Annotated in this window: 22 protein-coding genes; 16 read left to right on the top strand and 6 right to left on the bottom strand. The window is 65.3% G+C overall.

The window, feature by feature from the left end; all coding sequences use genetic code 11:
- The 4 genes from JQ604_RS02220 to JQ604_RS02205 are packed head-to-tail and all read right to left on the bottom strand — an operon-like array spanning position 1 to position 3,814.
- On the bottom strand, positions 1–1,272 hold the full coding sequence (locus tag JQ604_RS02220) for a dihydrolipoamide acetyltransferase family protein (protein ID WP_212352496.1): 1,272 nt from the start codon (positions 1,270–1,272) through the stop codon (positions 1–3).
- Between the two features lies 1 nt (position 1,273).
- The gene (locus JQ604_RS02215) at positions 1,274–2,287 is read right to left on the bottom strand and encodes an alpha-ketoacid dehydrogenase subunit beta (RefSeq protein ID WP_212352495.1); all 1,014 of its coding nucleotides are present in this window, start codon (positions 2,285–2,287) and stop codon (positions 1,274–1,276) included.
- Between the two features lie 3 nt (positions 2,288–2,290).
- The gene (locus JQ604_RS02210) at positions 2,291–3,523 is read right to left on the bottom strand and encodes a 3-methyl-2-oxobutanoate dehydrogenase (2-methylpropanoyl-transferring) subunit alpha (protein WP_212352494.1); all 1,233 of its coding nucleotides are present in this window, start codon (positions 3,521–3,523) and stop codon (positions 2,291–2,293) included.
- 30 nt (positions 3,524–3,553) lie between these two features.
- Complete coding sequence (locus tag JQ604_RS02205) at positions 3,554–3,814, bottom strand: hypothetical protein (RefSeq protein WP_212352493.1); 261 nt, start codon at positions 3,812–3,814, stop codon at positions 3,554–3,556.
- A 134-nt stretch (positions 3,815–3,948) separates the two neighbouring features.
- Here JQ604_RS02205 and JQ604_RS02200 point away from each other — a divergent pair, with 134 nt between their 5' ends.
- The gene (locus JQ604_RS02200) at positions 3,949–4,461 is read left to right on the top strand and encodes an Lrp/AsnC family transcriptional regulator (RefSeq protein WP_212352492.1); all 513 of its coding nucleotides are present in this window, start codon (positions 3,949–3,951) and stop codon (positions 4,459–4,461) included.
- Positions 4,462–4,544: 83 nt separating this feature from the next.
- Here JQ604_RS02200 and JQ604_RS02195 read toward each other — a convergent pair whose 3' ends face one another.
- Entirely contained in the window at positions 4,545–5,228 is a 684-nt protein-coding gene (locus JQ604_RS02195) for a GntR family transcriptional regulator (protein WP_212352491.1), read from the bottom strand.
- A gap of 113 nt (positions 5,229–5,341) precedes the next feature.
- On the opposite strand from JQ604_RS02195, the gene JQ604_RS02190 reads away from it, so the two are divergent.
- From JQ604_RS02190 to JQ604_RS02160, 7 genes are all read left to right on the top strand, one after another.
- Positions 5,342–6,760 (top strand): sulfatase family protein, encoded by a 1,419-nt coding sequence (locus JQ604_RS02190; RefSeq protein ID WP_212352490.1) that lies wholly within the window; start codon positions 5,342–5,344, stop codon positions 6,758–6,760.
- A 68-nt stretch (positions 6,761–6,828) separates the two neighbouring features.
- Complete coding sequence (locus tag JQ604_RS02185; RefSeq protein ID WP_212352489.1) at positions 6,829–8,406, top strand: ABC transporter substrate-binding protein; 1,578 nt, start codon at positions 6,829–6,831, stop codon at positions 8,404–8,406.
- A gap of 27 nt (positions 8,407–8,433) precedes the next feature.
- Entirely contained in the window at positions 8,434–9,387 is a 954-nt protein-coding gene (locus tag JQ604_RS02180) for an ABC transporter permease (RefSeq protein WP_212352488.1), read from the top strand.
- Positions 9,380–10,270 carry an ABC transporter permease gene (locus JQ604_RS02175; protein WP_212352486.1) on the top strand — a complete coding sequence of 297 codons (891 nt, stop codon included), beginning with the start codon at positions 9,380–9,382 and terminating at the stop codon, positions 10,268–10,270. The genes JQ604_RS02180 and JQ604_RS02175 overlap by 8 nt, the downstream gene beginning before the upstream one ends.
- 2 nt (positions 10,271–10,272) lie before the next feature.
- Positions 10,273–11,712, top strand: a complete 1,440-nt coding sequence (locus JQ604_RS02170; RefSeq protein ID WP_212352484.1) for an amidase — start codon at positions 10,273–10,275, stop codon at positions 11,710–11,712.
- A gap of 9 nt (positions 11,713–11,721) precedes the next feature.
- A complete protein-coding gene (locus JQ604_RS02165) occupies positions 11,722–12,717 on the top strand; it encodes an ABC transporter ATP-binding protein (RefSeq protein WP_212352483.1) in 996 nt (331 codons plus the stop codon).
- Positions 12,710–13,684, top strand: coding sequence for an ABC transporter ATP-binding protein (locus JQ604_RS02160; protein WP_212352481.1), 975 nt, complete (start codon positions 12,710–12,712; stop codon positions 13,682–13,684). Before JQ604_RS02165 ends, JQ604_RS02160 begins: the two co-directional genes overlap by 8 nt.
- 17 nt (positions 13,685–13,701) lie before the next feature.
- Here the strand turns inward: JQ604_RS02160 and JQ604_RS02155 are convergent, their stop codons facing one another.
- Positions 13,702–14,478, bottom strand: a complete 777-nt coding sequence (locus JQ604_RS02155) for an IclR family transcriptional regulator (protein WP_212352479.1) — start codon at positions 14,476–14,478, stop codon at positions 13,702–13,704.
- Between the two features lie 189 nt (positions 14,479–14,667).
- Here JQ604_RS02155 and JQ604_RS02150 point away from each other — a divergent pair, with 189 nt between their 5' ends.
- From JQ604_RS02150 to JQ604_RS02115, 8 genes are all read left to right on the top strand, one after another.
- Complete coding sequence (locus tag JQ604_RS02150; protein ID WP_212352477.1) at positions 14,668–16,230, top strand: acyl-CoA synthetase; 1,563 nt, start codon at positions 14,668–14,670, stop codon at positions 16,228–16,230.
- Positions 16,231–16,245: 15 nt separating this feature from the next.
- Positions 16,246–17,385, top strand: a complete 1,140-nt coding sequence (locus JQ604_RS02145; protein WP_212352475.1) for an FAS1-like dehydratase domain-containing protein — start codon at positions 16,246–16,248, stop codon at positions 17,383–17,385.
- A gap of 11 nt (positions 17,386–17,396) precedes the next feature.
- Positions 17,397–18,608, top strand: coding sequence for a CaiB/BaiF CoA transferase family protein (locus JQ604_RS02140; protein WP_349631037.1), 1,212 nt, complete (start codon positions 17,397–17,399; stop codon positions 18,606–18,608).
- Positions 18,609–18,664: 56 nt separating this feature from the next.
- A complete protein-coding gene (locus tag JQ604_RS02135) occupies positions 18,665–19,627 on the top strand; it encodes a Bug family tripartite tricarboxylate transporter substrate binding protein (protein WP_212352473.1) in 963 nt (320 codons plus the stop codon).
- A 124-nt stretch (positions 19,628–19,751) separates the two neighbouring features.
- Positions 19,752–20,924 carry an ROK family transcriptional regulator gene (locus JQ604_RS02130; protein ID WP_212352471.1) on the top strand — a complete coding sequence of 391 codons (1,173 nt, stop codon included), beginning with the start codon at positions 19,752–19,754 and terminating at the stop codon, positions 20,922–20,924.
- 51 nt (positions 20,925–20,975) lie between these two features.
- Positions 20,976–22,262, top strand: a complete 1,287-nt coding sequence (locus tag JQ604_RS02125; protein ID WP_212352470.1) for an ABC transporter substrate-binding protein — start codon at positions 20,976–20,978, stop codon at positions 22,260–22,262.
- On the top strand, positions 22,259–23,179 hold the full coding sequence (locus JQ604_RS02120; protein WP_212352469.1) for a carbohydrate ABC transporter permease: 921 nt from the start codon (positions 22,259–22,261) through the stop codon (positions 23,177–23,179). The genes JQ604_RS02125 and JQ604_RS02120 overlap by 4 nt, the downstream gene beginning before the upstream one ends.
- Positions 23,172–24,029, top strand: a complete 858-nt coding sequence (locus JQ604_RS02115; protein WP_212352468.1) for a carbohydrate ABC transporter permease — start codon at positions 23,172–23,174, stop codon at positions 24,027–24,029. The genes JQ604_RS02120 and JQ604_RS02115 overlap by 8 nt, the downstream gene beginning before the upstream one ends.

Raw genomic sequence — 24,029 nt, 5'->3', positions numbered from 1 at the left:
TTATGCGTCAATGAAGATCATCGCGGGCGTTTCGAGCTGCGTCTTGATCCGCTGCACGAATTGCGCGGCGTCAAAACCGTCGATCACGCGGTGATCGAAGCTCGACGACAGGTTCATCATCTTGCGCGGCACGAAGGCCGCGCCGTCCCAGTGCGGACGGATGGCGATTCGGTTGACGCCGACGATCGCGACCTCGGGATGATTGATGATCGGCGTCGTCGCGAGCCCGCCGAGCGCTCCCAGCGAGGTGATCGTGATGGTCGAGCCGGTGAGCTCGTCGCGGGTGGCCGTGCCGCTCCGTGCGGTCTCGGTGACGCGGATCATTTCGGCCGCGCAATCGAAGAGATCGCGTGCCTCGGTGTGGCGGACGACGGGCACCACCAGGCCAGGCCCGGTTTGGGTCGCGATCCCCATATGGACCGCAGCGTGCTGGTGAATGACGCCGGCTTCGTCGTCGAAATGGGCGTTGAGCTCGGGCTGGGCGGCGACCGCGCGCACGATGGCGCGCATCAGGAACGGCAACAGCGTCAGCTTGGGTCGGTCGGCACGCTTCTGCTCGTTGAGCTTGGCGCGCAGATCCTCAAGCGCGGTGACGTCGACCTCTTCGACATAGGTGATGTGCGGGATCCGCGCATTCGCGACCGACATTTTTTCGGCGATCTTGCGGCGCAGGCCGACGATCTTGATGTCGGTGACGGCGGTCTTCGCTTGATGCTGCGTGACCGTCGTGCCGCCTGCGAGATAGAGGTCGAGATCGTCATGCGTGATCCGTCCCGCCGGGCCGGAACCACGCAGCTGCCGCAGATCGATCCCGGCCTCACGTGCGCGAAGCCGAACGGCGGGAGCGGCCAGCGGACGCTCGCCTTCGCGGCGCGGTGGTGTTGCCGCGGGTTGCAAGGACGGAGCGATATGCTTGGGTGCAGAGGACGGTGAAGGCACCACGCTCGCTACGGGCGCCGCCTTCTGAATGGATGGTGCGTTTGCGGTTTGCGTGGCTGGTGCCGTCGTTGCACTCGACGCCTCGCTCTTGCCGTCCACGTCCAGCCGGACGAAGTCGGAGCCAATCGCGAGGACGTCACCGACCTTGCCGGCGAGCCAGACCACACGCCCCTCGGCCGGCGAAGGAATCTCGACGGTCGCCTTGTCGGTCATGACGGCGCCGAGCACGGTGTCCTCGCGCACGAGATCGCCGACCTTGACCTGCCATTCCACCAGCTCGGCCTCGGCGATGCCTTCGCCGACGTCGGGCAATCTCACGACGCGCTCGGCCATCTCAGGCCTCCAGCGTTTCGGTCAGCGCGCGGCTGACGCGCGCCGGACCCGGGAAGTAGTCCCATTCCTGTGCATGCGGGTAGGGTGTGTCCCAACCGGCGACGCGCACGATCGGCACTTCCAGGTGATAGAAGCAACGTGTCTGCACCAGCGCGCACAGCTCGGCGCCGAAGCCGGACGTCAAGGTCGCCTCATGCACGATCACGCAGCGGCCGGTCTTCTTGACTGACGTCTCGATGGTGTCGAGATCGAGCGGCAGCAGGGTACGAAGATCGATGATCTCGGCATCGATGCCCGTTTCGGCAACAGCGCTTTCCGCGACATGGACCATCGTGCCGTAGGCAAGGATGGTGACGGCTTCGCCGGGCCTGCGGATCGCGGCGCGGCCGAGCGGTACGGTGTAATGCCCCTCGGCGACGTCGCCGAGGTCGTGCTTCGACCATGGCGTCACGGGCCGATCATGATGGCCGTCGAACGGGCCGTTGTAGAGCCGCTTCGGCTCGAGGAAGATCACGGGGTCGGGATCCTCGATCGCCGCGATCAAGAGTCCCTTGGCGTCGCTCGGATTCGACGGCACCACGGTCTTGATGCCGCAGACATGGGTGAACAGCGCTTCCGGACTCTGGCTGTGGGTCTGTCCGCCGAAAATGCCGCCGCCGGTCGGCATGCGCAGCACCAGCGGGCAGGTGAACTGGCCGTTCGAGCGATAGCGCAGCCGCGCCGCCTCGGAGACGATCTGGTCGTAGGCCGGATACATGTAGTCGGCGAACTGGATCTCGACGCAGGGTTTCAAGCCGTAAGCAGCCATGCCGACCGCGGCGCCGACGATGCCGAGCTCGCTGATCGGCGTGTCGAAGCAGCGGCTCTTGCCATACTTCGCCTGCAACCCCTGGCTCGCGCGAAACACGCCGCCGAAATAGCCGACGTCCTCGCCGAACACGACGACGTCGTCATCGCGTGACATCATCACGTCCATGGCGTCGCGGATCGCCTCGATCATGGTTTTGCGCGGCATGGCCTAGACTCCCGCCTCCTGGCGCTGCCGGCGCAGATGCGGCGGCATCTCTGAGAACACGCCCTCGAACATGTCGCGCGCCGAGGCGTGCTGAAGAGAATTCAGCGTACCGTGGCTCTCGGCCTCCTTCTGCGCCGCGATCACGGTGTCCATGATCTCGGCCTCGGTCTGCCTGTGGCGCTCTTCCGACCAGGCGCCGCGCACGATCAGATGATTCTTCAACCGGATCACGGGATCTCCCAGCGGCCACGCCTCGGATTCCGTCTTGGGCCGATAGCCCGCGGGATCGTCCGAGGTGGAATGCGCGCCGACGCGATAGGTGACGTGCTCGATCAGGGTCGGGCCGAGATTGCGGCGCGCCCGCTCGCAGGCCCATTTCGCCACCGCATGCACCGCGAGGTAATCATTCCCGTCGACGCGCAGCGCGGGAATGCCGAAGCCAAGGCCGCGCGCCGCGAAGGTGCCGGATCCGCCGCGCGCGATGCCCTGGAAGGTCGAGATCGCCCATTGATTGTTGACGATGTTGAGCACGACGGGCGCGCGATAGGTCGAGGCGAACACCAGCGCGGCATGGAAGTCGGATTCCGCGGTGGCGCCGTCGCCGATCCAGCCGACCGCGATCTTCGTGTCGTTCTTGATCGCAGATGCCATCGCCCAGCCGACTGCCTGGATGTACTGGGTGGCGAGATTGCCCGAGATCGAGAAGAAGCCGTGCTCCCTCGAGGAGTACATCACTGGCAGCTGGCGGCCCTTCAGGGGGTCATGCGTGTTGGAGTAGATCTGGCAGGCCATCTCGACCAGCGAATAGCCGCCGGCGATCAGCAGTCCGGCTTGCCGATAGGTGGGAAAATTCATGTCGCCCGGCGACAGCGCCTTGCGGAAGGCGCAGCTCACGGCTTCCTCGCCCATGTGCTGCATATAGAAGGAGGTCTTGCCCTGGCGCTGCGCCATCTGCATGCGGGCATCGAAGGCGCGCAGCGTCATCATGTGGCGCAGGCCTTCGAGCAATTCGTCATCGGAGAGCGAACCGGCCCAGGGACCGACCGCTTCGCCGTCGCGATTGAGCACGCGGATCACGGAGAAGGCGAGATCGCGGATCGCCTCGGCATCGACGTCGACCGCGGGACGGGCGACCTGGCCGGCGCGCGGGATGCGGATGTTGGAGAAATCGGGCCGGCCGCCCGGGCGCACGGCCGGCTCGGGGACGTGAAGGGAAAGTGGAGGGTGGTCGGTCATGAGCGTGACCTCACTTTCAGGTGGCGCAAATCACGGCGCTGCCACTTGCATCGCGGCGTCGCATTCGCGTCGCACTTCGACGGCGCCGATGCAGAAGATGGTGCCGACACGGCGCGCGAACCGCTCGACCACATCGCGATCGTCGATATCGATGGACGCCGAGATCCGGCATTCGTCGGCGACCGCACGGGCGCTGACGGCGGTCAGTCGAAGACCTGCGACACGCGCCTGGTCGAGCAGGCGGCCGAGCGCGGCGTGCATGTCGCGGGAATGGAGTTCGAGATGAAACACGGGCCGGACCTCTTTTTCCAGCATATTCGTACTGGTAATATCCGGGATTGTTGTTCCTTTTATCTGGGTAGTTCGGCCATATGTAGTGTAATAATTCTGGTAGATTCGCCCACAAATAGAATGGAGTTCTGGATATGGCGAAGGTCAGGCGTGCTGCGCGGCCTGCCAAGGCGCCGCGGAAGGATTCGCTTCGCCTCGATGAGATCGATCGCAAGATCCTGCGCGCGCTGCAGCAGGATGCGCGGCTGACGACGGCGCAGCTGGCCGACAAGATCGGGCTCTCCACCACGCCGTGCTGGAACCGGCTGAAGCGGCTCGAAACCCAGGGCTATATCGACGGCTATGTCGCGCTGCTCAACCAGGAGAAGCTCGGCCTCCCCGAAACCGTCATCATCGAGGTGACGCTGGATCATCACGACGAAGCCGTGCTGGCGCGGTTCGGGCAATTGCTGACGGATTTGCCCGAGGTGATCGAAGCCTATCTCACCACCGGCGACTACGACTACATCGTGAAGGTGGCGGTCGAGAGCACCACGGGCTATGAGCGCTTCCTGCGCGAAAAGCTCTACCGCATCCCCGGCATCCGCCACAGCCGTTCGTCGTTTGCCTTGCGCTGCTTGAAGAAGCTGACGTCGGTGCAGGTTTGATGGGCGGGCTCCATCCCCATCGTCGTCCTGGCTTTCGCCAGGCTTTCGCCAGGACGACATCGAGATTCTTGCGCGACTATACGTTACTTCTCGCGCCCTTCGCTCCAGACATGCCGTGACCGCTCCAGATGTCGCTGCATCAGGGCGACGGCGCCGGGCTCGTCGCGTTTTGCGATGAAATCGAGCAGCTTGAAATGCTCGGCGGCGGAGTGGGCGATGTATTCGCGGCTCTTGCCGCTCTTGAAGCCGTGCAGCCGCACGCGATCGCGCAAGCTCTCGACGAGGTCGGCGAGCGGCTTGTTGCCGAGGATCGCGATCAGCGCGACGTGAAACTTGCGGTCGGATTCGAGAAACTCGATCAGATTGCCGGCGTCGGCCGCGCGCTTGGTGACATCGGCGAGCGCACGCAATTGCTTCAGTTGTGCCGGCGATAGACCGGCACGGGCGATCTCCGCGATGCTGGGCACTTCGAGCATGGTGCGGATCGCGTAGATGTCCTTTAGCTCGTTTGAAGAGAGGGCGACCACGCGAAATCCGCGATTGCGCACCGGCTCGAGCAGGCCCTCGCGCGCGAGATCCAAGAGCGCCTCGCGCACCGGCGTGGCGGAGACGCCGAGCTCGGTCGCAAGCCGCGGCACCGAGTAGAGCTGATCGGCCTGCATCTGCCCGGTGATGATCTGGCCGCGGATCACCGTGCGCGCCTGCTCGCGCAGGCTCGGACCCGACATCAGGCTGAGCGCGCCACTCTCTTTCATGTCCATCGCCATGCTCTATCCAAGATTCTCATCTGCGTAAATGTCATGTGTAACATATTACTCATTGACGGCTGCAGCGTGATGTGTGATATTTTACTCCAACGACAGAAAACAGGGAGGTTGCCGTGGTTGACCGCATTCTCATGATCGTGTCCGACACCGTCCGGTGGGACCTGCTCGGCTACAATGGCGGACATGTGAGAACGCCGAACCTCGACCGGCTCGCCGCCAAGTCGATGGTGTTCGACCGCTACTATGCGTCGAGCTTCCCGACGGTCCCCGCGCGCTACGATTATCTCACCGGCAAGCCCGCCTTCGCCGGCGTCGGCTGGGGCGCCTTGCCGCGCGCCGATCGCTCGATCGCAACCGCGTTGACGGAGGTCGGTTACACCACGCTCGGCGTGGTCGACACGCCGTTCTATCAGGTCAACGGTTATTCCTACGATCGCGGCTTCAACTTCTTCTACGACATGAAGTCCCAGCTCCTGGGCACGCCGCACTACTCTTCCTATAGCGCGCCGAACAAGACCAAGCGCCAGGGCGAAGGCAAGCTGCCGCAATGGCCGATCACCGGCAAGGTGAAGCCTGATCCGCGCACCGGCGAGATGGATTGCCCGGCACCGCTCACCATGGTGCAGGCGGCGAAGAGCCTGGAGCAGATCTACGAGGACAAGTTCTTCGCGCTGGTCGACACCTGGGATCCGCATGAGCCCTGGGATCCGCCGGCGTACTACACGCGTCACTATCTTCCGGATTATGCCGGCGAGCGCGTGCATCCGCCCTATGGCGACTGCAAGAAGCACGGCATGACCGATCGCGACATCGCGGTGGCGCGCGCGCTCTATAGCGGCGAGCTCGAGTTGGTCGATCGCTGGATCGGCCATCTGCTCGATCAGGTCGCCTATCTCGGCATCGAGGATTCCACCGCCATCATCTTCGCCTCCGACCACGGCTTCCTGCTCGGCGAGCACGGCATGATGGGCAAGATGGTGCGCCGTGCGCCGGGCGAAGCGACCTGGATGCGCTCCCCGCTCTATGAGGAGATTGCGCGCGTGCCGCTGCTGATCCACGTGCCCGGCGCCAAGCCCGGCCGCACCGGCAAGCTCGCCTGCGCGCTCGATATCGCGCCGACGATCTGCGACATGGCCGGCCTGCAGAAACTCCCCGAGATGCAGGGGCACTCGCTGTTGCCCGGCGTGCTCGGCCAGAAGTTCGAGGGACGCGACCATGTGCTGACGGCGCTGCCGCTTGCCAATCCCGGCGACACCGTCGAGGTCGTCGACGATCTGATGCGCACCGTGGTCGAGTGGCAGCCCGTCACCATCACGACCGAGCGATGGTCGCTGCTCTATGCGACGCCGACCGAACCGGTCGAGCTGTTCGATCTCAACGCCGATCCGAAGCAGACCACCAATGTCGCGGCGAAGCATCCCGACGTGATCCGGTCGTTGCTGAAGCTCTATGCGGAAGATCTCCGTCGCGCCGGCGTGACGCCAAAATACGCCGACCCGCGTCTCGCCGGATTGCTCGAACCCGCATCCTGAGTGTTCGGCGCTGCGCGTATCCAGCGCAGCGCCGAAATCCTGCGTCGATTGAATCGGTGGAGGGCGGCATGACGGCTGACATCACGCGACGGCGGTTCCTCGGCTCCACGGGCGTGGGGCTGATCGGACTGGGCTATGCTGCGGGCCTTCCGGCTGCGGCAGGAGACGAGACGCCGACGCCGAAGCGCGGCGGCGTGCTCGCCATCGGCCATGACGAGAACCCGATCGGGCTCGATCCGCACAAGACGGCGGCGTTCTCGACCACCAACATCGCCGAGCACATGTTCAGCTGCTTGCTCCGGTGGGATGCGACGGTGAGCCGTGTCGAGCCTGATCTTGCCACCGCCTGGGAAAATCCGGATCCGCTGACCTTCGTCTTCCATCTGCGCGAGGGCGTGAAATTCCACAATGGCGATGTTCTCACGAGCGAAGATGTCAAGTTCACCTTCCAGCGCCTGGTCGATCCCGCGACGCGCTCGCCCTGGGCGTCGATCTTCTCGGTGATATCAGCGATCGAGACGCCCGACCCCAAGACGGTCGTGTTCCGTCTCGCTCATCCGTTCTCGCCGTTCCTCAACTATCTCGCTTCGGTCAGATACACCGCGATCGTCAGCCGCGAGGACGTCAAGCAACGCGGCGACCTCATCAAGGGTGGCGTCGGCACCGGGCCGTTCATGCTGGACGATTTCCGGCCGAACTCGCTGATCCGGCTGAAGCGCAACCCTCATTACTATGAGCCCGGATTACCGTATCTCGACGGCCTCGACTTCCGTATCATTCCCGATGAGGGCAGCCGCATGGCGGCGCTGCGCGCAGGGACCGTGCAGATGACCTGGTTGAGCCGGCCGGACTCGGCGGCGCAGATGGGCGATGTGCCCGACATTGTGGCGCCTGAGCCTGAAGCGTTCTCGCGGCTGCTGCTGCTCGAATTCGATCAGCGCAAGCCGCCCTTCAACGACGTGCGCGTTCGCCGCGCCTTCAGCCTGGCGCTGAACCGCGAGCTGATCGTCAAGGTGGTCTGGCGCGGCAAGGCGGGCCTGGCGGCCGCGCTGCCGCCGATGCAGGCGCCGTTCGCTGTTCCGAGCGGCGAGGTGTCCGGCTTGCCGTATGCCAACGAAGACGTCGCGGCGGCGAAAGCGTTGATGACAGAGGCGGGCTACGCCGCAGGCTTCGAGACCATTTTCGCCGTTTCGCCCGCGAACTATGGCGACGTTCAGATTGCCCAGATCGTGCAGCAAATGGTCGGGCGGATCGGCATCAAGATCAAGATCCTGCAGAAAGAGTGGAGCCAGCTCGTCACCGACTTCCAGTCGACGGAATCGCCGATCTCGATGGCTGGCCTCGTCTGGGGACCCGATCCCGACACCAACATCTCGATCCGGCTCGACTCGAAATCGACAGTCAATCCCGGCAAGACGGCCGATCCCGTGCTGGACGACCTGCTCGCGAAGGCACGCCAGAGCTACGATCCGGCGGAACGAACCAGCCTCTATCGCGCGGTGCAGCAGCGCGTCGCCGACATGGCCTATGTCATCACGCCCTGCGCGGCGGCGCTGCGATGGGAGATGTGGTCGAGCAAGCTGCAGGGCTACCGCGCCTTGCCGTCGGCGCAGCGCGTCTACCTGCGACAGGCCTGGTTGCAGTAGCGGGCGAGGGCGCTGAGGGAGATTTCGATGCTCAGATATGCAGCCACTCGCATCGTTTTTGCCGTGCCCGTGCTGGTCGGCGTCTCCTTGATGAGCTTTGCGATCATTCATCTGATCCCCGGCGATATCGTGAGCGTCCTGGCCGGTCCGACCGTGGCGCTCGATTCCGAAGCCGCGCAGAATATCCGCCGCGCGCTTCATCTCGATCAGCCGCTGCCGGTGCAATATGGAATCTGGCTGAGCGGCGCGCTGCACGGCGATTTCGGCAACTCGCTGGTGATGGGGCTGCCGGTCGGCCCGCAGATCGCCTCGCATCTGCCGGTGACGTTGCTGCTGACCGCGCTGTCGCTTGTGTTCGCGCTTCTGATCGGATTGCCCGGCGGCGTGGTGGCGGCGACCACGCGCGGGCGCTGGCCCGACCTCGCGATCCGCGGCGTCGGGCTGCTCGGCCTCTCGACGCCGCCATTCTTCGTCGGCGTCGCCGCGGTGCTGCTGCTGTCGATCTACTGGCCGTCGTTCAAGACGCTCGGCGTCGTCGATCTGCATCGCGATCTCGTCGGAAGCCTGCAGACCCTGCTGCTGCCGGCCTTCGTGCTGTCGCTGGCGGCAGCCACCACGATCATGCGCTACACCCGCGCCGCCATGCTGGAGGTGCTGGCGGAGCCGTTCATGGCGACCGCGCGTGCCAAGGGCGCCGGCCGCCTGCGCGTGCTGATCCGGCACGGCCTGCGCAATGCGCTGCTGCCTGTCGTGACCGCAGTCGGCGTCACGGCCGCGCATCTCGTTGCGGGCGCCGTCGTGGTCGAGCAGGTCTTCGGCCTGCCCGGCATCGGACAGCTGATGCTCAACGCCATCTATCATCGCGACTACACGCAGGTGCAGGCGACGGTGCTCGTTGTCACCACGCTGGTGGTGCTGATCAACATCGTGGTCGATCTCAGCTATTACCTGCTAGATCCAAGGATCCAGCAACATGGTTGACGCGCATCCGACCATGATCGAGGTGCCGGAGCGACCGGAGGTGCAGGCCGCAGCCCCGGTCCGCTTCTTCCATCGCTCGCGGCTGCGCTGGAACCTGCCGCTCGCCATTGGTGCGGCGATGGTGCTGCTGTCGCTCGCGCTGGCGCTCGCCGCACCGTGGCTCACCTCGCATGATCCGCTCGAGATCGCCGACGCGTCGCTCTCGCCGCCGTCGAGTGAATTTCTGCTGGGGACAGATCAACTGGGGCGCGATGTGCTGACGCGCATTCTCCATGCAGCGCGCAGCTCGCTGGCGGTGGCCTGCCTGAGCGCGGCGCTGGCCTTCGTCTCCGGCACCCTGATCGGTCTTGTCGCCGGCTATTCGTCAGGCGCGATCGATGCCTGCCTGATGCGTCTGCTCGACATCCTGCAGGCCTTCCCGGCGTTGCTGCTGGCGATTGCGCTGGTCGCTGCACTGGGGCCGAACCTGCCCAATCTCGTGCTCACCATGGGTCTGCTGTTCATGCCGCGCTTCGCCCGCGTCGCACGCGCATCGACATTGTCGGTGCGGGAGCGCGACTACATCACCGCGGCGATCGGGCTCGGCGTGTCGCGCGCGCGCACGATGCTCCGGCACGTGCTGCCGAACATTGCGGCGCCGCTGATCGTCGAGGCGTCGCTGACCGTGACGATCGCGATCCTGACCGAGGCCTCGCTGTCGTTTCTCGGGCTCGGCGTGCAGCCGCCCGATCCGACCTGGGGCGGCATGATCGCCGAGTCCACCTCCGTGATGGCGCTGGCGCCGTGGCTCGCGCTCAGCCCGGGCTTCGCCATGGTGTTCGTCGTGATCGGCTTCACGCTGATGGGCGATGGCTTGCGCGATGCGCTGGATCCGAGAGGGTGATCATGCTTGGCAAGACAAAGACCGCGGGAGTGATCGATCTGCCGACGGACATCCATTGGGCAGCGGCCTGGCAGATCCGCGATGCCATCGTTGCCGGGCAGGTGTCCGCAACAGAAGTTACCAAGCACTTTATCGCGCGGATCGCACGTCTCGACCAGCGCATTCATTCCTTCATCACGCTGGCGGCCGATGAGGCGCTGGCGCAGGCGGAGGAGATCGATCGCCGCATCCATCGTGGCGAAACCGTCGGGCCGCTCGCGGGCGTGCCGGTCTCGATCAAGGACCAGTTCTGGACCAAGGGAATCCGCACCACCGGCGGCTCCCTCATCTATGCCGATCACGTGCCGGATCAGGACTCGCTGCATGTCACGCGCATCAAGGCGGCCGATGGCGTGATCATCGGCAAGACCGCCACACCTGAATTTGGGACGTTCTGGCGCACGACCGGCCGTGTCGCGCCCGAATGTGTCAATCCCTGGGACGCAAGACGCACGGCTGGAGGATCGAGCGGAGGGGCTGCGGCGAGCCTCGCCGCCGGCCTGGGGCCGCTGGCGCTCGGCAGCGATTCAGGCGGGTCGATCCGGCTGCCCTCGGCGATGTGCGGGGTGCTCGGCGTGTTGCCGAGCAGCACCCGGGTGCCGGAGCACGGCTCGCTCGGATCCACATTGTTTCTTTGCAGTGCAGGTCCTATCAGCCGCGACGTGCGCGATGCGGCGACGCTGCTGCAGCTCCTGGCGCAACCGTCCATCGATGACCCCCTGTGCCGGATGGACGCGCCGCCCGACTACCTCGCCAAACTCGACCGTGGCGTCGGCGGGCTGCGACTTGGGTGGTGGGAAGACCGGGCCGTTTCCGCTCAGGTCGATGCCGGCGTGATCGCCGCGATCAGGAAAGCCGCGTTCGGCTTCGCCTCGCTCGGCGCTCACTTTGTCGATGATGCCGTGACGTTCGACACGGAGGGCGTGGACGAAGCCTGGCGGGTGCTCGACTTCGTCGATCGTTACGCCTCGCTCGGCGAGAAGCTCTATGGCGACGTCGCCGCGCGGCGCAAACTGACGCCGTATGCGCGGGAGCGGTTTGCCTGGGCCAAGCGCATCAGCGGCGCGGATTATTCGCGCAGCGTACGACGGCGAGCCGAATTCATCCGCTCGTTCCAGGCCGGCTTCCGCAATTGCGATCTCGTGCTCTCGCCGACGCTGGGCTTCACCGCGCCTGCGATCTCTTCGGTCGGTCCCGCCCAGCGCATTCCGGCGCTGGTCGCCCATACGCTCGCCGTCAATTTCGCCGGCTGCACGGCGGTCTCGATTCCCTGCGGATTCGTCGACGGAATGCCGATCGGCCTGCAGGTGATCGCACCACCCAATCGGGAGGCGCTCGTGCTGCGCGCTGCGCGTGCCTTCGAGCAGGCCTGGCCGTGGACCAACCGTAAACCCGTGCTCTGAGGGGGCACCATGTCGCTGCTTCAGGTCGAGAATCTGCGAACCTATTTTCACACCCGGATGGGCGTGATGAAGGCCGTCGATGGCGTCGACCTGGAGGTGGGCGAGGGCCGTACGCTCGGAATCGTCGGCGAGTCCGGCAGCGGCAAGAGTGTCACCGCGCTCTCGATCATGCGCCTGATCGAGCGCCCCGGCCGCGTCGCCGAGGGCAGCCGCATCCTGTTCGATGGCCGCGATCTCGCCGCGCTACCGGAAGCGCAGATGCAGGCGGTCCGCGGCAACGCGATCTCGATGATCTTCCAGGAGCCGATGACCTCGCTGAACCCGGTCTATACCGTCGGCAATCAGATCGTCGAAGCCATCCGGCTGCATCGCAGGATCAGCGCGCAACAGGCGCGCACGCGAGCGATCGCGCTGCTGGAGCTGGTCGGCATTCCCTCGCCGGAAGCCAGGTTCTCGGCCTATCCGCATCAATTGTCGGGCGGCATGCGGCAGCGGGTGATGATCGCGATGGCGCTCGCCTGCGAGCCGCGCCTGTTGATTGCGGACGAGCCGACCACCGCGCTCGACGTGACCATCCAGGCCCAGATCCTCGAACTGCTGCGCGAGCTTCGCGAGCGGCTCGGCATGTCCATCGTCCTGATCACCCACGACCTCGGCGTGGTGGCCGAGATGTGCGACGACGTCGCCGTGATGTATGCCGGACGGGTGGTCGAGCGCGGCCCCGTCCATGCAATCTTCCGGAGTCCACAGCATCCCTACACCGAAGCGCTGCTGCGCTCGATCCCGCGGCTCGGCATGACGCAGGCAGTGCCGCTTCACGTCATTCCCGGCAAGGTGCCGAGCGCGCTGCAGCGGCCGCCGGGCTGCCAGTTTGCGGCGCGTTGCGACTACGTGGTCGAACGCTGCCGCCGCGAGGAGCCGCTTCTATCCGCGGCGGGCGAGGGACGGGCGGCGTGCTGGCTGCGCGAGCCGCAAACGCAATCGGCAGGAGCGCTTCATGCCTGAGCCGCTGCTGCGCGCCCGTGAGATCGCGAGGCATTTTCCGGTACGTCGCGGCCTGCTGCAGCGTGTGACGGGGCAACTGCGCGCGGTCGATCGCATCAACCTCGATATCTATCCCGGCGAGACGCTCGGCGTGGTCGGCGAATCCGGCTGCGGCAAATCGACCCTCGGCCGCATGCTGGCCGGTCTGCTGCCCGCGACATCGGGCGATCTGTCATTCGACGGCAGGGACATGGCGTCGCAACGTGGCGCGGCGCTGAAGCGTCTGCGGCGCGACATGCAATTCATCTTCCAGGATCCGACCAGCTCGCTCGATCCGCGGATGACGGTGCGCGACATCGTCGCCGAAGGGCTCGACGCGCAGGGCATCGCGACCGGCCGCGCCCGGGACATGCTGGTCGCCGATATCCTCGATCGGGTCGGGATGCAGCAGGATGCGCTGCAGCGCTACCCGCACGAATTCTCGGGCGGTCAACGTCAGCGCATCGGGATCGCCCGGGCACTGGTGCTGCGGCCAAAGCTGGTGGTTGCCGACGAACCGGTGTCGGCGCTCGACGTCTCCGTGCAGTCGCAGGTGCTGAACCTTCTCGTCGCGCTGAAGCGGGAGTTCCAGCTCACCTATGTCTTCGTCGCGCATAATCTTGCCGTCGTCAGCTATATCAGCGACCGGATCGCGGTGATGTATCTCGGCAAGATCGTCGAGATCGGCGAGGCGGCGAGCCTCTATCGCAATCCGCGTCATCCCTACACCAGGGCTCTGTTGTCGGCGATGCCGCAACCCGATCCTGACAGCAAGTCTGAGCGAATCGTGCTGCGCGGCGACGTGCCGTCGCCGATCGATCCGCCATCGGGATGCCGATTCCGCACGCGCTGCCCGGTCGCGCAGGCGAGCTGTGCGACGAGCGAGCCGTTGCTCGAACGCAAGAGAGGCGAGGCAGGCCAGCATCTGGTCGCCTGCCACTTCGCCTGACGGTCCAATCGCTTGCTCTACGACTGCGGCGCCAACTGCTCACCGAGCTCGCGCGCGGCAATGCCCATGTCGCGGGCCAGCGCGAGCGAGCTCGCGCGATCGAGCTGGCTGCCAAGGCCGACGGCGGCAATGGTATGCGAGATGATGCCGCGACCGTTCAGCACCGGGACGGCTACGATCGTGACGCCGGCGATGTAGTTGCCGCGATCGATGCTAAAACCCTGGCGGCGCACCTGATCGACTTCCTTCCGCCAGGCGTCGTAGGTCGGCCCATTATGCCAGCGCAGCAGGCGAAAGCGCTTCTCGATCTCCTTCACCGGCTGGTCAGTGAAGGCCGCGACACAGCGGCCGGTGGCGCTGATCAGCGCCGGAAACCGGCTGCCGACATCGACATGCAGCCGCACCGGCGCCTGGCTGCGCGCCAGCGCGAGGACGATCATGTGATCGAGATCGGGCACCTCGACCCCGATCGCCATCACGCCGTAGCGATGTGAGAGCTCCTCGAGCTTTGGCCGGACCAGGCTCGGAAAGTCGGCATGTTCGAGCACCGCGCGCGCCAGCGGCAGCATGCCGGTGCCGAGCTGGTAGCGCTTGGTCTGCGGATCGACCTGCAGCAAATCCTCCGCCACCAGCGCGCGCACGATGTGCAGCGCTGTGCTGGGCACCAGCTCGAGACTCTCGGCAATCGTCTTCAGCCCGAGCGGCGTGCGGCTGCGGCTCAGCAGGCGGAGGATGGCGACGGCGCGGGTGACGGCAGGGACGGCGCGAACGCGGGGCGATTTGGGATTCGGCATGATTGTATCGGTACAACAACGGCCGCGATGCAACAACGGGACAAGCCGACGATGCACAGCGAGCGCGGTACTCGATCTCCCTTGTGAATGCATGCGCGGCGATGCCGAGCGATCGATTGTTGGATAATTGTACATATACAATTAATAACGCTATTTGACAATTAGCGCGCCGTGAGTATCGTGCTGGCCATGAGCAAGCTGACCGACTACACGAGCTACGCCGACGCGCAGGCGAACTTCTCTCCGGAGAAGCTGTGGGACTTGTTCGATGGCGACCGCGCGCGGCTCAACATCGCGCATGAATGCATCGACCGGCATGCCGGTCGCGCCGAGCCTGCGGTGATCGTCGTCCACGCCGATGGACCCGACGAGGTGCTCGGCTTCGGCGAACTCGCGGAAGCGTCCTCGCGCTTCGCGCATGATCTCGTGAGCCGCGGAATCCGGGCCGGCGATCGCGTCGCGATCATGCTCGAGCCGTCGCGGGCGTTCTATGTCGCCGTGTTCGGCACGATGAAAGCGGGCGCCATCGCGGTGCCGCTGTTCACGCTGTTCGGCCCCGACGGCGTCAAGCTGCGCGTCGATGACTGCAAGCCGCGGCTGCTGGTGACCAATGCCGAGAAGGCGCGGCTGCTCGCGGGCATCGGCCCTGATGTCGTTGTGGCCGACGATGCCTTCCTGGCCGGCCTGCAGCGCTTCGCGCCGACCTTCACGGCGGATACGGCGGCCGACGCGATGGCGCTGTTCCAGTACACGTCGGGGACGACGCGTGAGCTGCCTGAGGCGGTCAAGCACACCCATCGTGCGATCGTGACGCTGATGGTGGCGGCGCTCTACGGCACGGGCCTGCGTCCCGGCGATCGCTTCATCTGCCCGTCATCGCCGGCATGGGGACATGGGCTGTGGCACGGCACGCTCGCGCCGCTGGCGCTCGGCATCACGATCGGCGCCTATGCCGGCAAGTTCAATCCGGAGCGGCTCTTGGCGGCGCTGGAGCGGCACCGCTTCACCAACATCTCGGCCGCGGCGACGCACTACCGCATGATGCGCAATTCCGGTGCGGCGCCGCGCTATCACTATGCGCTGGACAAGCTCTCGTTCACTGGCGAGCCGATCGACAGCGAGACTGCAGCTTTCGTCAAGCAGACGTTCGGGCGCGAGGTCTGCAGCATGTACGGCACGACCGAGATCGGCGTGATCCTGGTGAGCTATCCCGGCGCCGCCGATTTCATCGTCAAGCCGGGCTCGCTCGGCAAGCCGATCCCCAGTGGTCGCGTCGAGGTTCACGATGCCGACGGCCGGCCGTGCGCGCCTGACGTCACCGGCGAGCTGAAGGTGTGGCGCCGCGGGCAGTGGATCGCGACCAAGGATCTCGGGCGCACCGACGCGGACGGCTATTTCTACCACGGCGGCCGTGCCGACGATGTCATCATCTCCGCCGGCTGGACCATGAGCGCGGTCGAGATCGAGGATGCGATCCTGAAGCATCCGGAAGTGCGCGAGGCTGCCGCGATCGGCGTGCCCGATCCGCTGCGCGGGCAGGTGGTGAAGGCCTTCGTGGTCACGGACCGGCCGGGCGATGCGTCCTTCGAGCACGAGATCCAGGACGTCGTGCGCCAGCGCCTCAGCCATCACGAATATCCGCGACTCCTGAGCTTCGTGACCGAACTGCCCAAGACGCCGGCCGGCAAGGTCAACCGCAAGGTGCTGCGCGACCGCGAGCGAGCCATCACATCATCACAAACAACGAATTAGAGGAAGGAACGTCACATGCTGGACAAAACCGAAAGCCGGTTTCCGAAGATCACCGAAGAGGGGCTCGACGATTTGCGCAAGCGGATCGGCGTCAGCATCGGCGTCACCGCCGAGCCGTGGTGCTATGAGGCGACCCGCGACAACATCCGCCACTACGCGCATGGCATCGGCGACGACAATCCGCTGTGGTGCGATCCCGACTATGCCGCGAAGTCGAGCCTGGGCGGCATCGTCGCGCTGCCGAGCTTCCTGTTTGCGACCAGCCGCATCATTTCCGGCTATGTCGGCGGGATGCCTGGCGTCCACGCCATGTGGTCGGGTGCCGACTGGACCTGGCACAAGCATATCCGCCGCAACGACGTGATCTCGACGGAAGCGCATCTGAAGGACATCATCGAGCATCAGACCAAGTTCGCCGGCCGTGCGATCCAGCAGATCTATCATGTCGATTTCTTCAATCAGCAGGGCGATCTCGTCGCCGGCGCCGACAGCTGGTGCTTCCGCACTGAGCGCGACCATGCGCGCGAACAGGGCACCAAGTATCGCGAGGTCAAGGCGCGCGCGCCGCGCCGTTACAGCCAGGAAGAGCTGGCTGCCGCGTACAAGCATTACGCCGACGAGCGCATCCAGGGTGCCAAGCCGCGCTACTGGCAGGACGTCACCGAAGGCGAGGCGCTGCCGGTCATGATGAAGGGACCGATGACGGTGACCGGCTTCATCGCCTATGCGCAGGGCTGGGGCGGGCTCTACATCCGTGCCAACAAGCTCGCCTGGAAGCAGATCGACGCGCATCGCGGGCTCGGCATCCCCAATCGCTTCGGCATTCCGGACTGTCCGGAGCGCGTGCACTGGGAAGAGGAGTTCGCGCTCGAGGTCGGCGCGCCCGGCGCGTATGATTACGGTCCGGAGCGCTGTTCCTGGCTGACCCACCAGCTCACCAACTGGATGGGCGACGACGGTTTCCTGCGCCGCGCGACATCGAAGATCCGCCGGCACAATCCGGAAGGCGATATGCTGTTCATCAAGGGCAAGGTGAAACGGAAGTTCGTCGAGAACGGCCGGCACCTCGTCGAGATCGAGCAGGAGGCGCACAACCAGGACAACGAATTGTCGGTGCTCGGCACCGGCATCGTGGAACTGCCGAGCCGTACCTGACGAACGGGCGGATGACCATGCCCACACCCGATCTCACGCGCGGAGCGATGACCGGCCTCAAGGTCGTCGATCTCTCGCGCGTGCTGGCGGGACCGCTGTGCACGCAGATGCTGGCCGATCATGGTGCCGATGTCATCAAGATCGAGCCACCATCAGGGGACGAGACGCGCGGCCTCGGTCCGCCCTTCGATGAGAACGGGCAGGCGGCGTATTTCGGCGCCGTCAATCGCGGCAAGCGCGGCATGGCGCTCGACCTGTCGCGCGCCGAAGGGCGCGCGGTGCTGGAGGCGCTGCTGAAGGATGCCGACGTGCTGGTGGAGAATTTCCTGCCGGGCACGATGGAACGCTGGGGGCTTGGTTACGAGGCTGATCTCTCCGCACGGTTTCCGCGGCTGATCTATTGCTCCATCTCGGGCTTCGGCGCCGACGGGCCGCTCGGCGGATTGCCGGGCTACGACGCCGTGCTGCAGGCGATGTGCGGGCTGATGAGCATCAACGGCACGCAGGATTCCGGCGCCACCCGCGTCGGCGTTCCCATCGTCGACTACGTCACCGGCTACAATGCACTCACCGGCGTTTTGCTCGCACTCGCCGCACGCGAGCGCAGTGGACGGGGACAGCGCGTCGAGGTGACGCTGTTCGACACGGCGCTCGCCCTGCTGGTGCGGCATGCCGCGAACTGGATCTGCTCGGGAAATGCGCCCGGCCGGCTCGGCAGCGCGCATCCCAACATCGCGCCCTATGACAAGTTCGCCGCGGCTGACGGCGAGATCTTTCTCGGCATTCTCAATGATGGCCAGTTTCGCCGCTTCTGCCAGAAGGTCGGGCGCGGCGACCTGCTCGACGATCCCCGCTTTCGCAGCAATGCCGATCGGCTCCGTCATGTCGCAGCGCTGCGCGCCGAACTGGAGCGGACGCTTGCCGCGTTCAAGTCGGACGATCTCTGTCGCGACCTGATGCGGGCCGGCGTGCCTGCGGGCGCCGTCAACACGGTGCCGCAGGCATTTGCGCAGGCACACGTCGCGCATCGCGATATGCTGATCGAGCGCGATGGCCATCGCGCGCCGGGCCTTCCCGTCAAGCTCGCGCAGACGCCTGGCGATGCCACACGCCGGCCGCCGCGCTTCGGCGAGCATGCGCAGGAGATTCTGACGGAAGCTGGCTTTGATCAAGCCGCGATCGATGGCCTCATTGCAGCGGGGATCATCACGTCGCAAAAGTAAGACAACGCATAACGAAGAAGACCAACAACGGTCAAAGACACCAGGGAGGAATGAGCATGCTGAGATCGGTGAAATGGGCCGTGGGATGGTTGGCCCTGCTGTGGAGTTGCGCGTGCCTCGCGCAGGCCTATCCGACCCGGCCGGTGAAGATCATCGTTCCCTATCAGGCGGGGCAGGGCACCGACGTGGTGGCGCGGTACCTCGCCGACCATTTGTCGCGGACGCTCGGCCAGCGCTTCTACATCGAGAACAAGCCGGGCGCCGGCGGCAACATCGGCACCGAGCAGGTCGCGCATTCCGACGCCGACGGCTACACGCTGCTGATGGGCACCAACGCCACCCAGACCATGAACGAATTCATGTATCCGTCGCTGGGGTTCGTGCCGGACAAGGATTTTGCACCGATCATCCTGGTCGGCAAGCTCCCGCTGGTGATTTCGGCCGCTCCGTCCTTTGCCGGCAATTCGGTCGCTGACCTCGTGACCGCCGCCAAGGCAAAACCCGACAAGATCGACATCGCGCTGCCGAGCACCACGGCCCGCGTGATCTTCGAATTCCTCAGGGAGAAGACCGGCGCGCCGATGTATGGCGTTCCCTACAAGGGATCGGCCACCGCGATGACGGACGTGCTCGGCGGGCAGGTGCCCTTGATCATCGATACTGTCACGGCGGTGCGCAGCCAGATCGACGACGGCAAGCTGAAGGCGCTCGGCATCACCGTGCTGAAACCGAGCGCGCTGTTGCCGGGCGTGAAGACGGTGGCCGAGCAGGGCGTGCCTGAGTTCGAGATGGCCGGATGGAACGCGTTCTATGCGCCGCGCGGCACGCCGCAGGCGATCATCGATCTCCTCAACAGCGAATTCGCCAAGGCGCTGGCGCAACCGGAGACGCGGAAGCGCATGCACGAATTGGGGTTAGATCCCGCAGGCGGAACCCCGGCGGACCTCGCCAAATTCGAGACGCAGGAGCGGGCGAAGTGGGGACCCGTGATCAAGGCGACGGGCTTGCAGGGCGGTTGATCTCTATGCGCGCCGTGTTGCTGCGCACAACAGCAAGGTCCGAAGGTTTGACGGCAGGCGGCTTGACAGGCGAAACGCTCCGCGCTCATTCTTACACTAAGTAAGAATTGAGACAGGGACGGAAATGTCGGAGCAGCCGCGAAGTCGGCGGCAGACGCGTGCGGCCATTCTGGGGCATCTGCTCCGGTCCGGCGGCATGTTTCGGCCACCTCTGGCCAGGGCGGTGCGCCTCTCCGAGGCGAGCCTGTCGCGCATCCTGTTCGACCTGAAAGCCGAAGGCCTGATCGAGGAGGTGCGGCGCCCCGCGCCTTATGTCGGTGGGCCGACCGGTCTCGTCTCGCTCGATCCCTCCGTCGCGCTCGCAGCTCTCGAACTGACCGGGCAATGGCTGAGCGTCGGTGTCGGCGGGCTGTCCGGCGAGTTGCATGTCACGGAACGCTTGCCGCTGCCGAAGCGACCGACTGTGGAGTCCGTCGGCAAGGTGTTCAGCGAAGCGCTGACATTGTTGCGCGACTGGACGCGGCGGCGGCGCATCAGGCTGGCGCAGATCGGCGTGACTGTTCCCGGCCTCGGACGCTTGAGCATCTCGGGCAATCCGATCATTCCCTGCGACGTCGACGACATCAGCGACATGCTCGGCGAGATGTTTGCCGGCGTGCCCGTCGAATTCACCAATTCGGTCGTGGGGCATGCCACGTTCCATCGCTGCCGAACGAAGGACTATCCGTTCAGTGGCGCGCATCTGTTCGTCTTTGTCGGGCAGGGCGTCGCGGGTGCATGGATGGACGATGCCGTCGAGGGCGATGCGCTACAGCCGATCGAACTCGGCCACATGGTGTTCGGCACGGAGGGGCCACGTTGCCGCTGCGGCCATCACGGCTGCGTCGAGGCTTATACGTCGCATCCGGCGTTGGCCGAGCTCCTTGGTGTTTCCGAAGCCAAATTGCTGCAGCTCGGCAACGACTGGGTGAACACAATTCGGATCTCGTCACCCGTGCGCGGGGAGTTGCGGCAACGGTTGTTCCGGCTGGGGCTTGCGATCGGGAATACGTTGAACGTGAAGCCATGCCGCGGCGTTGCCATCAGCGGCTGGCCGTCGCTGCTGTCCGAGGATGATCGGAACGCCGTGGTCGATGGGATCGATGCGTGCCTGCTGGGCGGGCGCAAGCTGGCGCAGGTGTCGCTCGCCTTCGTGCCGCCTTCGACCGGCAATGATCCAAACGCGGCGCTGGCCTTCGCCGCTTTCTGCCTCGCCAGCCGCGGCGGCATGCCGGCCGCGGCAACGGAGGCTGCCTGAGATAGCTGCGCGGCGCTCGCGCAAGATCGTTCACACCGGGAGGAACTTGCCATGCCAGTCACGACAACAAGGCGTCAACTGCTCGCTGGATCCGCTGCTGCGCTTGCACTGCCGGCCTTTGCCCGCGCCCAAAGCGCGGTCAAACCGCGCCTGACCGCGATCTCGCAATGGTCCGCAGGCAGCGATGGCGCGGCGATTACCGCGCTCGGCAAGAAATTCGAGGAGAAGGGTGGCGTCTGGCAGCATTCGCCCGTCCCCGGCTTCACCACCGAGATGATGAACAAGCTGCGCGCCCAGATCATCGCCGGCGATCCGCCGGCCTGTTCGCAACTCAAGGGGCCGGAGATCGCGGCCTGGTCGAAGATTGCCCCGACCGTCGATCTCGACGCGGTCGTTGCTGCCGCCGGTTACGAAAAGGTCGTCGCGCCGGATCTCGCAAAATTGCACAAGCCCGCGGGCAAGTGGATCGCGCTGCCGCTGCAGATCTATAGCACCAACATGCTGTTCCTCTCCAAGCGCGCGATGGACAAGGCCAAGGCTGACAAGATCCCCGTTACCTGGGCTGATTTCAACGAACTTGCCGAGAAGATGAAGGCGGGCGGCGTCGCCTATCCCGTCGCCAACGGCGGCACCCGCCCGGACGATGGGCAAAAGTTCGAGGCCGCGCTCGCCGGCATCAGCCCGACCGTGTACCGCACAGCGATCATGAACCTCGACACGAAGGCCCTGCAGGGTCCCGAGATCAAGGCTGCGTTCGCGCAGGTGCGCAAGATCGCCGACTGGATGGACCCCAACGTCGGCGCCCAACACTTTTCGACCAACCTGAAGCGCTTCATCGAGGCCGACATGGGCATGATGATCATGGGCGGCTGGGCGCAGGGTGTGTTGCGCAACGCCGGCTTCAAGTTCGAAGACTTCATCATTGCGCCTGGCCCGAGCGACAATGGCAAGCCGGTCTTCCTGTTGAATGCCGATGCCTTCATCTTCTGGCAGCGCAAGGAGGCTGATCTGCAAGCCGGCCAGACGCTGATGGCCCAGCTCGTGATGGATCCGGCGATCCAGACGATGTATTCGCAGATCACGGGGTCGATCCCCGTGCGCACCGATGTCGATCTGTCCGGTGAGGGCTGGTCGGACGGCCAACGGCGGACCGCAGCAGCCCTGAAGGACGCGATCGCCAGCAATCAGGCCGTCCTCAGCCTTGCGCACAACATGGCGCAGGAGAACGGTCTGACCGCAGCGATGATCGACGTGATCACCGAGTACGTGAAGAACAAGACGATCAAGCCGGAGCAGGCGGCCACACGCCTCGCCGAGGCCGTCGAGAGCGCACGGTGACCTTCGCCGTCTCGACAGCAACGCGGCCGGCGACCTCTGACATGGTCCGCCGGCTGCCCGAATATCTGATGATCTGGGTGCCGCTGCTGCTATCGGCCGCGCACCTCATTGCGTTTTCGCTCTGGACGATCTGGATATCGTTCACACCCTCCACGCTGGTCCCGGTCTCGGGCTGGGTGGGTTTGCGCAACTACAATGTGGTCATCGCGAGCCGGAACTGGCAGATCGCCTTCGACAACCTGCTGCTGTTCGGCAGCGCCTTCGTGCTGCTCAGTCTGGTGACCGGCCTCGTCCTCGCTATCCTGCTCGATCAGCGCATTCGCGGCGAGAACGTGCTGCGATCGATCTTTCTCTATCCCCTTGCGGTGTCGTTCGTCGTCACCGGCACGGTCTGGAGCTGGCTGCTCAATCCCGGCCTCGGAATCCAGAAGCTGGTCCACGATCTCGGCTGGATCTCCTTCCGGTTCGACTGGCTGATTGACCGCGACATGGCGATCTGGACGATCGTCATCGCTGCGATCTGGCAATCGTCCGGCTTTGCCATGGCTCTCTTCCTCGCCGGCCTTCGCTCCGTCGATGCCGACCTGATCAAGGCCGCGCAGATCGACGGCGCCGGACCGATCCGGATGTACCGGCGCGTCATCCTGCCGACGCTTTGGCCGATCACCATCACCGTCATCGTCATCCAGCTGCAGTTCGCGATTTCGACCTTCGACCTCGTCCGCGCGCTCACCAATGGCGGGCCCGGTATCGCGACCCAGCTGCCGGCGCTCGTCGTCTACGACCTGATGTTCCAGCGCAGCTTGCTCGGACGGGGAGCGGCAGCGGCAGTCCTCATGCTGCTCATTCTTCTCGCGGTGCTGCTGCCCTATGCAGCGTGGCGATACGTCCAGCGACGGCGGGCCATCCATGCGTGACCGCACCTTCGCACCAAGCCGGATCCTGATCTATCTCTTCGTGTCGCTGATCGCCGCAGCATGGCTCGCGCCACTGGCCGTTGTCGTGCTGAATTCGCTCCGCACCAACGAGGAGATCGCGCAGGGGTCGATGATCGGCTGGCCGCAACATGTGGCCTGGGGCAACTACGTCGCCGCCTGGAGTGGCTTTTGCGTCGCCGAGACCTGCGCCGGTATCCGCCCGTACATGCTGAACTCCGCGCTGGTGACGATTCCCGCGACTGTTTTCTCGACCCTGCTTGGTGCGGTCGCGGGTTACGCGGTGTCGCTCTGGCGCTTTCGCGGCGATAGCTGGATTTACGGGATCGTCACGCTCGGAATCTTTCTTCCGCAGCAGATGCGTTTGCTGCCCTGGACCATCGTGTTGCGCGACACCGGCCTGATGAACACGCTGACGGGCCTGGTCGTGATCCACACGATCCAGGGGCTGTCCTTTACCACCTTGTTCTGCCGAAACTACTACGTCGCCATTCCGCAGGAGTTGATCAGAGCCGCGCGCATCGATGGCGCAGGGTTCTTTCGCATCTTCTGGCGCATCATCCTGCCGCTCTCGCCGCCGATCCTGGTCGTCACCGTGATCTGGCAATTCACGCATATCTGGAACGAGTTCCTGTACGGCGTGACATTCACCACCGGCCAGCAGCAGCCGGTCACCGCGGCGCTGATCGCGCTCTCCGCCGCGGTCGCCGATATCCCGCAGCATGGCGTGCAGAGCGCCGCCGTGATGATCGCAGCGCTGCCCACCTTGCTGATCTACCTTCTCGGCGGCAGGTATTTTGTGCGCGGCCTGACCGCAGGAGCCGTGAAATGA

It is taken from the genome of Bradyrhizobium jicamae (assembly GCF_018130695.1).
Classification (GTDB): Bacteria; Pseudomonadota; Alphaproteobacteria; order Rhizobiales; family Xanthobacteraceae; genus Bradyrhizobium; species Bradyrhizobium jicamae_B.
The sequence above is the reverse complement of the archived record's forward strand: the minus strand, read 5'-3'. Positions and strand labels throughout refer to the sequence as shown.